This is a genomic window from Streptomyces sp. JLBJ103, from assembly GCF_058215575.1.
Window position 1 is genome coordinate 960,422 of sequence record NZ_CM177089.1, and the last position, 16,148, is coordinate 976,569.

At 72.7% G+C, this 16,148-nt stretch carries 11 protein-coding genes; 2 read left to right on the top strand and 9 right to left on the bottom strand.

What is annotated here, in order from left to right; translation table 11 throughout:
• Window positions 1-85: 85 nt before the first annotated feature.
• Window positions 86-1,711, top strand: a complete 1,626-nt coding sequence (locus tag AC4BEG_RS03875) for an acyl-CoA synthetase (protein ID WP_490704501.1) — start codon at window positions 86-88, stop codon at window positions 1,709-1,711.
• A 76-nt stretch (window positions 1,712-1,787) separates the two neighbouring features.
• On the opposite strand, the gene AC4BEG_RS03880 is transcribed toward AC4BEG_RS03875, so the two are convergent.
• From AC4BEG_RS03880 to AC4BEG_RS03920, 9 genes are all read right to left on the bottom strand, one after another.
• Window positions 1,788-2,417 (bottom strand): chorismate mutase, encoded by a 630-nt coding sequence (locus tag AC4BEG_RS03880; RefSeq protein WP_490704502.1) that lies wholly within the window; start codon window positions 2,415-2,417, stop codon window positions 1,788-1,790.
• A gap of 39 nt (window positions 2,418-2,456) precedes the next feature.
• Window positions 2,457-3,146, bottom strand: a complete 690-nt coding sequence (locus AC4BEG_RS03885) for an alpha/beta fold hydrolase (RefSeq protein ID WP_490704503.1) — start codon at window positions 3,144-3,146, stop codon at window positions 2,457-2,459.
• Between the two features lie 31 nt (window positions 3,147-3,177).
• The gene (locus AC4BEG_RS03890) at window positions 3,178-4,737 is read right to left on the bottom strand and encodes an acyl-CoA synthetase (RefSeq protein WP_490704504.1); all 1,560 of its coding nucleotides are present in this window, start codon (window positions 4,735-4,737) and stop codon (window positions 3,178-3,180) included.
• A gap of 30 nt (window positions 4,738-4,767) precedes the next feature.
• Entirely contained in the window at window positions 4,768-5,871 is a 1,104-nt protein-coding gene (locus tag AC4BEG_RS03895) for an NAD(P)H-dependent flavin oxidoreductase (RefSeq protein WP_490704505.1), read from the bottom strand.
• A 90-nt stretch (window positions 5,872-5,961) separates the two neighbouring features.
• Window positions 5,962-7,530, bottom strand: coding sequence for a phytoene desaturase family protein (locus AC4BEG_RS03900; RefSeq protein ID WP_490704506.1), 1,569 nt, complete (start codon window positions 7,528-7,530; stop codon window positions 5,962-5,964).
• 295 nt (window positions 7,531-7,825) lie between these two features.
• Window positions 7,826-10,207 (bottom strand): serine/threonine-protein kinase, encoded by a 2,382-nt coding sequence (locus tag AC4BEG_RS03905; RefSeq protein ID WP_490704507.1) that lies wholly within the window; start codon window positions 10,205-10,207, stop codon window positions 7,826-7,828.
• Complete coding sequence (locus AC4BEG_RS03910) at window positions 10,189-11,109, bottom strand: oxygenase MpaB family protein (RefSeq protein ID WP_490706972.1); 921 nt, start codon at window positions 11,107-11,109, stop codon at window positions 10,189-10,191. Before AC4BEG_RS03910 ends, AC4BEG_RS03905 begins: the two co-directional genes overlap by 19 nt.
• 198 nt (window positions 11,110-11,307) lie before the next feature.
• Window positions 11,308-12,486 carry an acyl-CoA dehydrogenase family protein gene (locus AC4BEG_RS03915; protein ID WP_490704508.1) on the bottom strand — a complete coding sequence of 393 codons (1,179 nt, stop codon included), beginning with the start codon at window positions 12,484-12,486 and terminating at the stop codon, window positions 11,308-11,310.
• Window positions 12,487-12,680: 194 nt separating this feature from the next.
• Window positions 12,681-14,906, bottom strand: a complete 2,226-nt coding sequence (locus tag AC4BEG_RS03920) for a pyridoxamine 5'-phosphate oxidase family protein (protein WP_490704509.1) — start codon at window positions 14,904-14,906, stop codon at window positions 12,681-12,683.
• A gap of 223 nt (window positions 14,907-15,129) precedes the next feature.
• Between AC4BEG_RS03920 and dhaK the strand changes: the two genes are divergently transcribed.
• Window positions 15,130-16,122 carry a dihydroxyacetone kinase subunit DhaK gene (dhaK, locus tag AC4BEG_RS03925; RefSeq protein ID WP_490704510.1) on the top strand — a complete coding sequence of 331 codons (993 nt, stop codon included), beginning with the start codon at window positions 15,130-15,132 and terminating at the stop codon, window positions 16,120-16,122.
• Window positions 16,123-16,148 lie beyond the last annotated feature (26 nt).

The window sequence follows — 16,148 nt, forward strand, 5'->3', positions numbered from 1 at the left end:
ATTTCTTGGCCGCGACTCTTCCCACCTCTCCCCCGCGGGTCTGTAATGAGCGCCGAGCCCGCCCGGTACCAGGTCAGGAGGAACCGTGGAGTACAACCTTGCCGACCTGTTCGAGTCGATCGCCGACACGGTGCCCGGCCGGGAGGCCCTGGTGTACCTCGACCACCCCGGCACCGGACGGGAGCGGAGGCTCGACTACGCGGGGCTCGACGAGGCGGCCAACCGGATCGGCCACCATCTCCTGGACAGCGGGATCGGACCCGGTGAGCATGTCGGGCTCCATCTCTACAACGGTGTGGAATACCTCCAGACCACCCTGGCCTGCCTGAAGATCCGCGCGGTGCCGGTGAATGTGAACTACCGCTATACCGAAGAGGAGTTGATCCATCTCTACCGTGATGCCGACCTGGCCGCGCTGGTCTTCGATGCCGAGTTCGACGAGCGGGTGGCGGCCGCGGTACCGAGGGCCGACACCCTGCGCCACCTGCTGCGGGTCGGCGGGGGCGACGGACCGGGTCCGGCGTCGGCCGTGCCGTTCGCCGAGGCCGAGGCGGCGGGTTCGGCCGCGCGCGGTTTCGCACCGCGCTCCGCGGACGACCGCTTCATCATCTACACCGGCGGCACCACCGGACTGCCGAAGGGGGTGATGTGGCGTCAGGAGGATCTGTTCTTCTCCGGACTCGGCGGCGGCGCGCCCAGCGGTGAACCCGTCGGCCGCCCGGAGGAGCTGGCCGAGCGGGTGGCGGCGGGCGGCGAGGGCCTGGTCTTCTTCCCCGCCCCGCCGCTGATGCACGGCACCTCCACCCTCACCACGTTCGTCGCCCTCCACTACGGGCAGAAGGTGGTCCTCCACCGCAAGTTCACGCCCGAGGAGGTGCTGAGGACGGTCGAGAAGGAGCGGGTCACCAGCCTCTCGCTGGTCGGTGACGCGATGCTGCGCCCGCTGATCGACGCGCTGAGCGGGCCGCTGAAGGGCATCGACCGCTCCTCGCTGATCACCGTCAGCAGTTCGGGCGCGATCCTGTCGGACACCGTCCGCGCCCGGTTCGCCGAACTGGTGCCGCACGCGATGCTGCTCAACAACTTCGGCTCCTCGGAGTCCGGCTTCAATGGCACGGCCACCGAGGACTCCGGCCCCGAAAAGGGCTTCCGGCTGCGAGTCAACACCCGTACCACCGTGGTCGATCCGGTGACGCTGGAGCCCGCCGCGCCCGGTGTGCCCGGGCGCCTCGCCCAGCACGGCCATGTGCCGCTCGGCTACTACAACGACCCGAAGAAGACCGCCGAGACCTTCTTCGCGGCACGCGGTGAACGCTGGGTGCTGCTCGGGGACATGGCGACGGTCGACGAGGACGGTGTGGTCACGGTCCTGGGACGCGGCTCCCAGTGCATCAACACCGGTGGTGAGAAGGTCTATCCGGAAGAGGTGGAGCAGGCCCTCAAGGCCCATCCGGACGTGTACGACGCACTGGTGGCGGGGGTCCCGGACGAGCGCTGGGGCAACCGGGTCGCGGCCGTCGTCCAGCCCCGGGACGGGGTGACGTCGCTGACCGCCGACGCGGTCAGGGAGCACTGCCGCACCCGGCTCGCGGGCTACAAGATCCCCCGTACCGTCGTCTTCACCGACCGGATCCAGCGCTCCCCCAGCGGCAAGGCCGACTACCGCTGGGCGCGGGCCACGGCGGGCGCCGCGACGACGGCCGACGCCTGAACGGCCCCCTTCTCAGCGGGCGGTGGCCGCCCCGTCAGCGGGTGGTGGCCGCCCCGTCAGCGGGCGGTGCGCTCCGTCAGCCGGTGGTGGCCGTCCCGCGCTCGCACACCGACGGCAGCGAACGCCCCAGGGCGGCCGTGTGCAGGGCGTCCAGCCGCTGTTCATGAACCGTGAACACCGCCCCGGCCGCCAGCCGTCCCGCGCAGGAGGGAGCGGTGCGCGCGGCGGCCGAGTCGGCGATGGCCCCCACCAGTTCGCCGTTGATCCGGTTGATCTTCAGCCGGACCTGGGAGAGATCGGGGCGCTCGGTGGGCGCCTGCGACGGATCGGCGTCCCAGCGGCGGTAGAGGCCGCGCTGCACCACCTTGCTCGCCTCGATCTGGTCGCGGAAGATCCGTACGGTCGCGGCCGGGTCGGCACCCAGCTCCGTGGCCTGCCGGGCGACCGAGTCCAGCACCTGCTTCTCCCGCGCGGGGTCGTCGATCGGACTGTCCGTACCCCACTTGGCGGCGGCGACCTCGTCCGCGATCAGCAGCCGCTCGGCGGACAGTCCGGCCAGCGGCAGCAGCCGGGACCCGGTGGCGGCGGGACGGTCCGGCGCGGTGGCGGCCGGGGCCGCGACGGCTCCGGCCGCCCCGGTGGCCAGCACGGCGGTGGTGAGGGCCGCGATCAGCAGGCGACGGGGGGCACGCGGGGACGGTCGCACGGGTGAACCTCTCTCGGCGGACGTTCGGTGATCCGGCCCCTACTGTTCCAGGAACGCGCCGACGGCGGCCAGGAACTCCTCCGGACACTGCTGGTGGACCAGATGGCCCGCGTCGATGGTGACCAGACGGCAGTCGGGTATCCGCTCTGCCATGTCGGCCAGCAGCCGCTGCGGAATATGGCTGGCCGGTCCGCCGCCGATCACCAGCGTCGGGGCGGTGATGGCGGCGAGCCCTTCGGTCCAGCCGGGGTCGGGGGCGTTGCGCGCCTGCGTGAACTGGGTCTTGACGGCCCAGTCGAAGACCAGCCGCCCCGCGGGCCGCGGGGGCACCGGGAGCGGCGGGTCCTGGGGCAGCAGTGGCGGGGCGTCCTCCAGCACCAGCCGCTCCACCAGGTGCGGATGGCTCTGGGCGAGGAGATAGGCCACCACCCCGCCGTAGGAATGGCCGATCACGGTGACGGAGTCCAGGCCGAGCGCCGCCAGGAATCCGGCGACGTCGTCCCGCACCGGCTCCAGGGCGTAGTCCCCCGGCCAGTCGCTCGTACCGTGTCCGCGCAGATCGAGCGCGTACACCCGGCGGCCCGAGGCGAGCCGCGGCGCGACGGTGAGCCAGTCCACCCCGCCCTCGCCGAGGCCGTGCAACAGCAGGACGGCCGGGTCCCCCGCGGCGCCCCACACCCGGTACGCCAGCTCGATCCCGTCCACCTCGACCGTGTCAAGTGTGTGCATACGGCAGAGGATACGGCCGGATTACCCGTGGTCACATGGGGCGCTCTTGTCCTTCCCAGTACGGTTCGCGCAGCCGCCGCTTGTAGAGCTTGCCGTTGGGGTCGCGCGGCATCTCGGCGATGAACTCCACGGACCTGGGGCGTTTGAAGCCCGCGAGCCGCTGGGCGCAGTGGGTGAGGAGCTCTTCGGCGAGCACGGGTCCGGGCGCGTGTCCCTCAGCGGGTTCCACGATCGCCTTGACCTGCTCGCCCCAGTCGTCGTGCGGTACGCCGAAGACGGCCGCGTCGGCGACGGCGGGGTGGGTGAGCAACGCGGCCTCGATCTCAGCCGGGTAGATGTTGACCCCGCCGGAGATGATCATGTCGATCTTGCGGTCGCGGAGGAAGAGATAGCCGTCCTCGTCGAGGAGCCCGAGGTCGCCCACGGTGAAGTAGTCGCCGATGCGGTTCTTACGGGTCTTGTGCTCGTCCTGGTGGTAGGAGAAGCCTCCGGTGCTCATCTTCATGTACACGGTGCCGACTTCGCCGGCCGGGAGCCGCTCGCCGCTGTCGTCGAAGACGGCCAGTTCGCTGATGGGCCACGGTCTGCCCACCGTGCCGGGCTTCTTGAGCCAGTCCTCGGCGGTGGCGAAGGCGCCGCCGCCCTCGCTCGCCGCGTAGTACTCCTCGACACAGCGGCCCCACCAGTCGATCATCGCGCGCTTGATGTGGTCGGGGCAGGGCGCGGCCCCGTGGATCGCGTGGCGCATCGAGGACACGTCGTAGGAACGCTGGACCCCTTCGGGGAGGGCCAGCAGCCGGTGGAACTGGGTGGGGACCATATGGGTGTGGGTGCAGCGGTGGGTGTCGATGAGCCGCAGCATCTCCTCGGGTGTCCAGCGGTCCATGACCACCAGGGGATGGCCGATGTGCAGAGAGGAGGCCGCGAATTGGAGAACGGCGGTGTGGTAGAGCGGTGAGCACACCAGATGGACGTGGTCGGGCACCTCGGCCCGGGGGGCGATACCGAAGAAGCGGAGGAATCCGCCGAGATGGCTCTCCTCGGGGAGCTTTCCGGTCAGCGGACGCCGGATTCCGCGCGGGCGGCCGGTGGTGCCGGAGGTGTAGTTCATCACCCAGCCCAGTTCGCGGTCGGCGGGCGGCTCCCCGGGGTGGCCGTTGAGCAGGGCCGCGTACGGGCGGAATCCCTCGATGTCGCCCACGGCGTAGCGGCGGTCGGCGGGCATCCCGGCCTGGTCCGCGGCGGCGGTGGCGCGTTCGGCGTACCGCTCATGGGCGATCAGCACCTTGGCGCCGGAGTCGGCCACGATCCAGGCGATCTCGGGGCCGACCAGATGGTGGTTGACGGGGACGAGATACAGCCCGGCCTGGGTGGCGGCGAGGGCGGCGGTGAGGAACTCGGGCCCGTTGGGCAGTACGACGGCGAACGCGTCGCCGCGCCGCAGCCCGGCGGCGCGCAGTCCGCCGACGAGGCGGTTGCACGCGGTGTGCAGCCGCCCCGCGGTCCACTCCTCGCCGTCGGGGGCCACCAGGACGGTACGGTCCGGCTCCTGTGTGGCCTGGGCCCAGAAGCCGTGCGGGATCTCGCTCATCGGTCCTTCGCCCTCCTCACGGCCGTCCGGTCACGCCCGTCCGGCGATGCGGTTGATGCGGTCGATGGCACGCTCGAATCCTCGGGTCAGGTCGTCGACGACGGCCTGCACACTGCGGGTGGTGGTCATCCGGCCGACGATCTGGCCGACCGGGGTGCCGAGCAGCGGTTCCACCTCGTACTTCTGGATGCGTGAGACGGCCTCGGCGACCAGCAGCCCCTGAAGCGGCATGGGCAGCGGATCCGGCCCGTCCGGGTTCTCCCAGGCATCCGTCCACGCGGTGCGCAACTGGCGGGCAGGTTTGCCGGTGAGGGCGCGGGAGCGCACGGTGTCACCGGATCCGGCCGCGAGCAGTTTGCGGGTGAGGGCGGCGGAGTGCAGTTCCGCCTCCTCGGTGGTGAGCCAGACCGAGCCGAGCCAGACGCCCTGGGCACCGAGTGCGAGCCCGGCGGCGATCTGTTCACCGCTGCCGATGCCTCCGGCGGCGAGCACGGGCAGCGGGTCCACGGCCTCCACCACCTCGGGGGTGAGCACCATGGTGGCGATCTCGCCGGTGTGGCCGCCCGCCTCGTAGCCCTGGGCTACCACAACATCGAGACCCGCCTCCTGGTGGCGGCGCGCGTGCCGGGCGCTGCCCGCGAGCGCGGCCACCAGGATGCCGTGGTCATGGGCGCGGTCGACCACATCGGCGGGCGGTGAACCGAGCGCGTTCGCCAGCAGTTTGACCGGATAGTCGAAGGCCACGTCGAGCTGGCTGCGGGCCACCTTCTCCAGCCAGCCGGTGATCCGCCAGCCGGACGCCTCGCCCTCGGCCAGCTCCGGCACCCCGTGTGCGGACAGCGTGTCCGCCACGAACCGGCGGTGGCCCTCGGGGATCATCGCCTCGATATCGGTCTCGGTCACCCCCTTCACCTGGCGGGCGGGCATCACCACGTCCAGGCCGTAGGGCAGTCCGCCGGTGTGCCGCTCCATCCAGTCCAGATCGCGGGCCAGGTCCTCGGCCGCGCCGTAGCGCACCGCGCCGAGCACCCCGAACCCACCGGCCCGGGTGATCGCCGCGGCGACGGCGGGGAACGGTGTGAAGCCGAAGATGGCGTGTTCCACGCCCAGCCGTGTGCTCAGCTCCGTTCTCATGGGCGGCAGGATGCCGCAGGGCGCCGGACGAGGGAAGAGTTTTTCTGACGGAACGTCAGATCGATGGGATCCGGGCGTCCAATCCGGGTGTCAGCGCTCGAGCACGGCCATGGCCGCGTTGTGCCCGGGGATCCCGCTCACTCCGCCGCCGCGTACCGCGCCCGCCCCGCACAGCAGCACATTGGGGTGCCGGGTCTCCACGCCCCAGCGGCCCGTCCCCTCCTGCGCGTAGGGGAAGGCCAGATCCCGGTGGAAGATATTGCCGCCGGGCAGCCGCAGTTCACGTTCCAGGTCCAGGGGGCTCTTCGCCTCGATACACGACCTGCCGTCGGCATCGGTGGCCAGACACTCCGCCAGCGGCTCGGCGAGATGGGCGTCGAGCTGCGCGAGGGTGGCCTCCAGCAGCGCGGTGCGGGCCGCGTCATGGTCCGCCGTGAACAGCCGTGCGGGGGTGTGCAGTCCGAACAGGGTCAGCGTCTGGTAGCCCTGCGCGGCGAGTTCGGGGCCGAGGATCGACGGATCGGTGAGGGAGTGGCAATAGATCTCCGACGGCGGGCGGTGCGGCAGTTCCCCCGCGGCGGCCTGCCGGTAGGCGTCCTCCAGCGCGCCGTACCCCTCGGCGATGTGGAATGTCCCGGCGAACGCCTCGCGCGGATCGGTCCGCGGATCGCGCAGCCGGGGCAGCCGCCGCAGCAACATGTTCACCTTCAGCTGCGCCCCCTCGGCGGGCGGGGTGGGCGGCTGCTCGCCCAGCAGCCGGGCCAGTTCCCGCGGCGCGGCCCCCACCAGTACGTACCGGGCGGCGGCCACACCCTCGCCCGCATCGCCCGCGTAACTCACCTCCGCCGCTGTGCCGTCGGTGGCGATCGCGGTCACCTCACGTCCGGTCTCGATCCGGGCGCCCGCCGCGCGGGCCGCGTCCGCGAGCGCGTCGGTGAGCGCCCCCATCCCGCCGACCGGAACGTCCCAGTCGCCGGTACCGCCGCCGATCACGTGGTAGAGGAAACAGCGGTTCTGTCGCAGCGACGGATCATGGGCATGGGCGAACGTGCCGATCAGCGCGTCGGTGAGGACCACACCACGGACGAGGTCGTCCTCGAACGCGGCCTCGATCGCCTCGCCCACGGGCCGCTCGAACAGCGCCTCCCACGCCCGGTCGTCCCCGATCCGGGCCCTGAGCGCCTCCCGGGTGGGCAGCGGTTCGGTCAGCGTCGGGAAGACCCGTTCGGCGACCCGCTGGGTCATCCCGTAGAAGCCCTGCCAGGCGGCGAACTCGCGCTCGGAGCCGGTCAGCCGCGCGAACGCCTCCCGGGTGCGCCCGCCGCCCGCGGTGTCCACCAGCAGCCCGGTCGGCCGCCCGTCCCGCACCGCCGGGGTGTACGACGACACCGCCCTCTTGCGCACCGCGAACCGCAGCCCCAGGTCCTCCACGATCCGCCGCGGCAACAGGCTGACGAGGTAGGAGTAGCGCGAGAGCTGTGCGTCCACCCCGGCGAACGGCCGCGTGGACACCGCCGCTCCCCCCGTCCGCCCAAGCCGCTCCAGCACCAGCACACTGCGCCCGGCGCGAGCAAGATAGGCGGCGGCGACCAGCCCGTTGTGACCGCCGCCGACGATGACGACGTCATACGCATCGTGATACGCATCGTGGTGAGGCATGCCCTCTGCCTAACACGCAACGATCTCCAGGGCCAGACCGCCGGTACGCCGGGGCCCGGCCGCCGGGCCCGCACTCCACGGCGGTGGCCAGGGCGTGGCCGGGCCGCCACGGGGTGACCTGCCGTGCCGCGGGGGCCAACCGCAGCCGCCGCTACCGGCGCGGGCCCGCCCCCTCCAAGGGCCGGGCTGCCACCGGGCAACGGCCGGTGCGACGGGGCCCGGCCGCCGGGCCCGCGCCCCACGACGGTGGCCCGAACGGGGCCGGGGGCGGCGGCGGGCCCACCGCCGCGTTGGGTCAGCCGTAGGCGCGGGGCTTCGCGCATGCGGGGTGGTGCGGCGCGGCGGCCGCGGGGTGGCGGTCGAGCTGTTCCAGGCAGTGGGCCTCGTCGGTACGGCTGGCCACCGTGTCGGGGTGGCTCGGGCCCAGCACACGGGTCCGGGCGCGGACGACCCGGCGGTATCCGGCCAGCGCGTCCGACCAGCGGCCCAGCCAGCCGAGTGCCACGGCCACCTCCCGCTCGCTGACCAGGGTGTCCGGATGGTCCGGGCCGAGGGCGCGCTCGCGCAGGGCACAGACCTCGCGCGCCTCGGCGAGCGCCTCCGCCCAACGGCCGAGTCGGCCGAGGTTGACGCCGAGGCCGTGCCGGGCGCGCAGGGTCTCCGGATGTGACGGGCCCTGGGCGCGGGTGCGGTCGGCGACGAGGGCGCGGTAGACCATCAGCGCCTCCGGGGCACGGTGCAGACGCCCCAGGCTGATCCCGACCTCGTAGCGGGCGGCGAAGGTGTCGGGGTGGTCCGGGCCGAGCGTCCGGGTGCGGGCCGCGGCCACCTCGCGGTAGCCGCTCAGCGCCTCCTCCCAGCGGTCGAGCCGCCCGAGGGCGTACGCCACCTCGGAGCGGGTGACCAGGGTGTCGGGGTGCTCGGCGCCCAACACCCGGGTCCGGGCGGCGGCCACCTCGCATGCCATCCGGTGGGCCTCCTGGTGGCGGCCCAGACGGCCCAGATTGAAGGCGAGGTTGTGGCGGCAGCGCAGGGTGTCGGGGTGTTCGGCGCCCATCGTCCGCTCACGGGTGGCGAGGACGGCGGTGTAGATCCCGTGGGCCTCGGTGTGATGGCCGAGTCGGCCGAGAGTGAACGCGGTCTCCTGCCGGGCGGCGAGCGTATCGGGATGGCCGGGGCCCAGCACCCGTTCGCGGGCCGCCGCGACCTCGGCGTACGCGCGCAGCGCCTCGCCGGGGCGATCCAGACCGCCCAGGGCGAACGCCATCTCGTAGCGGCTGGCGAGAGTGTCGCGGTGGTCGGGGCCGAGCAGCCGCGCACGCTCGGCGGCGACCGCGCGGTGCAGCTCGGCCGCCTCCTGCCAACGGCCGAGCTGCACCAGCCGCAGTCCGGCCTGGTGCCGCTCACCGAGCTGTTCGGCCTCGGGCACGTGCCCGTATACGTCGCCGGGCGGGACCGGGGGCGCCGCATACGCCACCGCGGGCGGGCCCGCCCAACGGCCGTCGTCGGGAACGGCGTGCCTCACGGCGGGCGATGGCGTCGGCGGGGCCTGCGCCCAAGCACGCGAGCTCGCGCCACAGCCGTCAGGCGAAACGGGCGCGTCCGGTGGAACGGCACCCAGCGGGCCCGGCGGAGGTGTCGGCCGCGCGGCCAGTACCGCCCGGGGGCCGGTCCACGCACCGGTGAGGGCCTCGGGCGGGTCAGGCGGGGTCGGCAGCGCCGCGTCCGGGCTGCCCGCCCGCGAACCGATGGTCATCCTCAGGGCCCAGGCCGGAAGCCGTGGCCCCGGCCCCCGGACGACGGCCCCACCGACCGCCGGAAACCGGGCGGCCCGCGCCACGGCGATCCGCTCGGCGAGGTCGGAGGCGTCGCGCGGGCGGCGCTCCGGGGTCTTGGCGAGCAGATCGAGCACCACCCGCTCGAACCGCTCGGGCAGTTCGGGGCGGTGGCGTCTCGGCGGTGCGGGCGGGGTGTCCCGGTGGCCGACCAGGATCGCCCAGGCGTCGCCGAGGTCGAACGGCGGTGCCCCGGTGGCGAGTTCGTAGAGCACACAGCCCAGCGAGTACAGATCGCTGCGGTGGTCGACGGCACCGCCCACGATCTGCTCGGGCGACATGTAGTGCGGTGTGCCCATGGCAACGCCGGTGCCGGTGAGCCGGGAGGTGAGGCCGTAGTCCTGGCCGGGGCGGGCGATGCCGAAGTCGCAGAGCTTCACACTGCCGTCGGCGAGCCGCATGATGTTGGCCGGTTTCAAATCCCGGTGCACGATGCCCTGTTGATGAGTGTAGGCGAGGGCGGCGGCGACCTGACCGGCGATGTCCAGCACATCCGGCACCGGCAGCGGATGGTGCTTGTTGTCGTCCAGCAGCTGGCCGAGGTTGCGGCCCTCCAGTAACTCCATGACGAGGAAGAGCACGCCCTCGTCCTCACCGAAGTCATGGACCACGGTCACCCCGCGGTGCTGAAGCGCCGCGGCGACCCGCGCCTCGCGCCGGAAGCGCTCGCGCAGCACACCGGTGACCGCCTGGTCGTGCTGCGGCCCCAGCGGTTTGAGGCATTTGACGGCGACACGACGGCCGAGCGCCTCGTCCCGCGCCCGCCACACCTCGCCCATTCCCCCGCGCCCGACCAGGTCCAGCAATCGGTACCGGCCCTGGATCAGCCTGGTGTCCGCCATTCTCCCCCTGCCTTCGGCGGAAGGTGCCCCCTTCCACCGCCCCCGTGGAAGCCGGCCGCGCGTTGTGCCGCGCCCGACCCGTCCCCGCCGTCCAGTATGGCCGCGTTTCTGCGGAGTTTGTAGGGCGAGGGCCGGGTGCCGGGGCCGAGCCGCTCCATCGCGCGCAGGATGTGTTTGGGCGGAAGCTGCCAGCGCGCCTGGGGCGGAATGCAGCGCAGCGCCCTGCCCGTCACCTTCAGCCGCCGGGTGACAACGGCAGAAGCGGGCGCGGGACGGCCGTACAGGGCGTGGGCGTACGAGGGCAGGGAGGCATAGGCCAGCGCGGCGAAGCGCCCCCAGATCGCCTCACGCGCCGGGACCAGCAGGGCATGGACCGGAGGCCTGCGCAAAAAGGCGTCCACCTCGCGGGCCTCGGGAGAGGCGGTGAGCCGGGGGCGCACCGTGGTGAAGTACGCGGCCAGTTCCGCGGTGTCGGCGGGAACGGCGGCGGGGTCGAGGCCGACCAGCCGGGCGGCTTCGGTGTTCTCCGCCACATAGGCGTCCGCCTGGGCGCCGGTGAGCGGATAGCCGGAGCGTCGCACCACATGGAGGTAGGAGTCGATCGCGGCGCAGTGCACCCACAGCAGCAGATCGGGCTCGTCGACACCGTGCCGGGCGCCGGTGGCGGGATCGGTCAGGGAGAGCCTGCGGTGGATGCCGCGGACCCGGGCCCCGGCGCGCTCGGCGGCCTCGGTGGTCCCATAGGTGATGGTGGCGACGAAGCGGGCGGTGCGGATCAGCCGCCCCCAGGCGTCCTCGCGGAAGTCGGAGTTCTGGGTGACACCGCGGACCGCGAGCGGGTGCAGCGCCTGGAGATACAGGGCGCGCACTCCCGCGACCCACATCATCGGGTCACCGTGCATCTGCCAGGTGACCGACCGCGGGCCGTAGAGCCCCGCGTCGCTGCCGTACGAGGCGCCGTCGTCGTGCAAGGCGCCGTTGCCGTACGAGCCGTCGGTGTTGTACGAGCCGGGCCGCGGGGCCGCCGCCATGACCACCACCTCCTGCGGCCAGGCTATCCCCGGCCGACGGGACGGACTTCGGCCCCCCATCAGGGCGGATCAGCGCCGTACCCGCGGCATCCCCAGTCCGATCCAGGAGATGATCTCCCGCTGCACCTCGTTGTTGCCGCCGCCGAAGGTGAAGACAACGCTGCTGCGGTAGCCGCGTTCCAGTTCGCCGTGGAGCACGGCGCCCGCCGAGCCCTCCTTGAGCGGACCCGCCGAGCCGATGATCTCCATCAGCCAGGCGTAGGCGTCGCGGCGCGCCTCGGAGCCGTAGACCTTGACGGCGGAGGCGTCCTGCGGGGTCAGGGTCTCGCGCTGGAGGGCGTCCACCATCTGCCAGTTGAGCAGCTTCATGGCGTCCAGCCGGGCGTGGGTACGGGCCAGCCGGGCGCGGACCCAGCCGAGGTCGATCACCCGGCGGCCGTCGGCGAGTTTGGTGTCGGCCGCCCACTGCTGGACGCCGCGCAGGGCGCGGATGGCCATGGTGCCGTGGGCGGCGAGGGTGACGCGTTCGTAGTTGAGCTGGGTGGTGATCATCCGCCAGCCCCCGTTCTCCTCGCCGACCCGGTGGCCGACCGGCACCCGGATGTTCTCGTAGTAGCTGGCGGTGGTGTCGTGGGAGGCGAGGGTGGTGATGGGGGTGCAGGAGTAGCCGGGGTCGTCGGTCGGCACCAGCAGGATGCTGATGCCCTTGTGGGGTTTGGCCTCGGGGTCGGTGCGGACCGCGAGCCAGACCCAGTCGGCGGTATCGCCGTTGGTGGTCCAGGTCTTCTGCCCGTTGACGACGTAGGTGTCGCCCTCGCGCACCGCGCGGGTCTTCAGCGAGGCCAGGTCGGTCCCGGAGTCGGGCTCGCTGTAGCCGATCGCGAAGTCGATCTCGCCGGAGAGGATCTTCGGCAGGAAGTACGCCTTCTGCTCCTCGGTGCCGTAGCGCATCAGCGTGGGCCCGACGGTGTTGAGCGCCATGAGGGGCAGCGGTACGCCCGCCTGGGCCGCCTCGTCGAAGAAGATGAACTGTTCGACCGGGCCGAGGCCGCGTCCGCCGTACTCCTGGGGCCAGCCGACGCCCAGCCAGCGGTCGTCGCCCAGGCGCCGGATGGTCTGGCGGTAGAACCGCTTCTGCCCGCCGGGGTCGGCGTAGCGGGCGTAGGCGTTGTCGGGGACCAGCTCGGTGAAGTAGGTCCGCAGTTCGGCGCGCAACCGCCGCTGCTCAGGGGTGAATTCGAGGTCCACGGCCCCTCCTCGAGTCTCACGTGCGCCGCGACGGCGGCCTGGGAGTGTCCTGGGATCGAGGGGCACGGTAGAACGTGTTCCACCAATACGGAAGGGGCCGGGCCGACAGGATCCGACGGTCCGTCAGTTCGCTGCCGGCCGGCGCGACGCCGGTTCTGTCCCACCTCCTCCGTGAGGTCCCCGATGGCCTACGGTCAGCCCTGGTCCGCGCGGGGCGGCTCGGGAGCGTTCTCGGGTGGGACGGGCGCGTTCTCGGGCGGCTCGGGAGCGTTCTCGGGCGACACAGGAGTGTCCTCGGGCGGCTCGGCGGCATCCCGGGGCGGCACGGGCGCCTCGCTGGGCGGCACAGCAGCCTCACTGGGCGGGGTCTCGGTCCGCGGGGCGCCGGGCGGGGTCTCGGTCCGCGACGGGGCGACGTCATCGCCCGGCCGCACGATCCGCACCGGCTGCCCCGGGCGCCAGGTGCGCAGCACCAGTCCGGAGCTGTCCACGGAGGTGTACACCACCTCGGCCACCTCGGCACGGAAGAGGTGGAAGGGCTCCGGGGGGTGGACCGCCTCGGCGTAGCGGGCCATGACCTCGGGGTCGGTCACCTCGACCGCCCGCCCGCTGATCCGTACATCGCCGTCGATCATCCCGTCGTCCGGACCGGGGTTGGCCTGGAGCGAGAACCGCGGATCGCGGCGCAGATCCAGCGCCTTGCGCGACTCCGGCAGCGTGCCGAGCCACATCTCGCCGTCGCCGAAGGCCACTTCGAGCGGGGTCAGCCGCGGAGCGCCGTCCTTGCGCAGGGTGGCCAGCACATGGTGGCGGTACCGCCCGAAACGGTCCTGCACGGTGGCGGCGAACTCAGGCTCCGCCGACCGGAGTCCGGACCAGCTGATGGTGGGGTCGGATGTCATGGGGCCCATGCTGCCGGGCTTACCCGACGTCTCCTGTCCGGATTTCCGGGACGCCATCTTCCGCGCCTGCTCGACCGGCACACGGGCGTTCCACTCGGTACCCGGCAGCGGAAAGGCGACCCAGTCGCGGGCGTAGGACGGGGGGCGGCCGCCCTTGCGCCTGGTGAGCAGCGCGGTGGGTTCATGGGCGGCCCGGCGCAGCAGCGCGGGGGTGCTGATGGACTTGTTGTTGCCCCGGGTCTGCGCGGAGGAGCAGCCCGCGTGGTACGCGACGGGCAGGGCGCGGTCGCCGATCAGCAGACAGGGCGGCCGCAGCCCCAGCCGGGCCAGTGCGTCGGCGGCCGTGCGGTAGCGCCCGGTGACGGTGTCGGACTGGCCCGCGGCATGGCTGAGTACGAGGCACTGGCTGACCAGTTGGAGGGCGATGACCACCCCGAGCGCGACGGCCATGTGCCGGGGCGACTTCGCGATGCGCACCACGCGGAACACCAGCCCGGCGATGGGCAGCGCGAGCAGCGCGTAGGAGGGCATCAGGAAGCGCGGAGCGGAGTAGTCGATGAGCAGCAGATAGGGCAAGGCGAGCGCGCCCGCGCAGATCACGGGCAGCAGCGTCGTCGGCAGCCCCGGGACGCGGCGGGGATCGGGCCGCCCCAGCCCGACGCGGACACGGGTGCGCTGCCGCTGGTGTTCCCGTAGCGCGGCGATCACGGCGGCGGCGGTGAGCAGCGGCAGCGCGAGCCACCACACGGTCAGCTCCGGGTGGCGCAGCGGCATTTCGCAGGGGCGGCACAGCTGGGGCCCGTTCAGGCTGCGCAGTGCGGCGCCGACGGCGAAGTGGAGGCCCATCCCGCCCTCGACATCGCTGGAATCCGCCAGCCGCTGGGCGATGCCCCCGAAGCGCTCGTACGCCTCGCCGATCCACTGGGCGGCGCCGAGCAGCAGTCCGCCGACCACGGCCGGCAGGGCGGGCCGCCAGGCGCGGACGGCGATGGCCCAGACGAGCAGGGGCAGTCCGAGCCAGCCGCCGTCGGGGGTGCGGACGAGGGTGGCGCCCGCGAGGACGGCGGCCAGCCACCAGCGGGCGTTGCGGTCGGCGGGGACACGCAGGAACCACCCGACGGCGGCCACGCCGCCCAGCGCCACCCACAGGTTCGGCATCACCGCGGGCCCGCTGATCATCGTGATCCAGAGCCCGGAGAAGAGCAGGGCGGCCAGCGCGACCGTGGTCCGGGGCAGCAGTCGGGTCCAGACCCGGAAGGAGGCGTAGAGCGCGAGCGCGGAAAGCACCGTCAGGAGTACGCGGAGCACCGGGATGGAGGAGGTCGCGGCCACGATGGGGGAGACGAGCAGGCTGATGCCGCGCGAGCGGGGGGCGCTGAAGAAGGCGGGCGGATTGCGCGGGTCCACCTGGGAGACGTAGACGGACTCGTCCCAGCCCAGCGCATGGCCGGTGTGCGGGATGACCACGGCGAACTGGGCCACGGCATAGCCGAGGGCCACCAGGCCGAGCCAGGGCACCGGGCGACGGTACCGCGGCGGCTCAGGCGTATGCGGGCGTGGGCGCGCGGCATTGGCCGCCGGCGCGGCAGTATTCTCCATGCGCGCACCATATGATGTCTATGTACCATTTCCGGCCTATTAGGCCGTTCGGCTCAATGTCCAAGGGGTGCCATGTCAGCACCGGATCCGTAGGCTGTTTGAGCGGTGAACAGCCCCCACCCGGCGGAGGACGGACACACCCATGAAGATGCTCATCAACGTCGCCGAATCGGTGGTTTCCGACGCGCTGCGCGGAATGGCCGCCTCCCATCCCGAGCTGACGGTGGACGTCGAGAACCGCGTGATCGTCCGGCGGGACGCGCCGGTGGCCGACAAGGTGGCACTGGTCTCCGGCGGCGGATCGGGGCACGAGCCGCTGCACGGCGGGTTTGTGGGGCGCGGCATGCTCGACGCGGCCTGCCCCGGTGAGGTCTTCACCTCCCCCGTGCCCGACCAGATGGTGCGCGCCGCGGCCGCCGTGGACAGCGGCAAGGGCGTGTTGTTCATCGTGAAGAACTACACCGGCGACGTCCTCAACTTCGACATGGCGGCCGAGCTCGCCGAGGACGAGGGCATCCAGGTGGTCAAGGTCCTGGTCAACGATGACGCGGCGGTGACCGACAGCCTGTACACGGCGGGCCGCCGCGGCACCGGCGCCACCCTGTTCGTGGAGAAGATCGCGGGCGCCGCCGCCGAGGAGGGCATGCCGCTGGAGCGGGTGGAGGCCATCGCCCGCCGGGTCAACGAGCTGTCCCGCAGCTTCGGGGTGGCGCTGAGCGCCTGCTCCACCCCCGCCAAGGGCGGCCCCACCTTCGATCTCCCGGCCGGCGAGCTGGAGTTGGGCGTGGGCATCCACGGTGAGCCGGGCCGTGAGCGCAGGGCCATGATGACCTCCCGCGAGATCGCCGACTACGCGGTGAACGTGGTACTGGAGGACCTGCCCCCGGACAACCCGGTACTGGTACTGGTCAACGGCATGGGGGCGACCCCCCAGCTGGAGCTGTACGGCTTCGCCGCCGAGGTGCACCGGGTGCTCGGCGAGCGCCGGATCGCGGTGGCACGTACGCTCGTCGGCAACTACGTCACATCACTCGACATGGCAGGCACCTCGGTCACGCTCTGTCAAGTCGACGAGGAACTCCTACGGCTGTGGGACGCGCCCGTACGGACCGCCGGGCTGCGGTGGGGCTGCTGACGGGCCGGCCCCGTACGTACGTACGC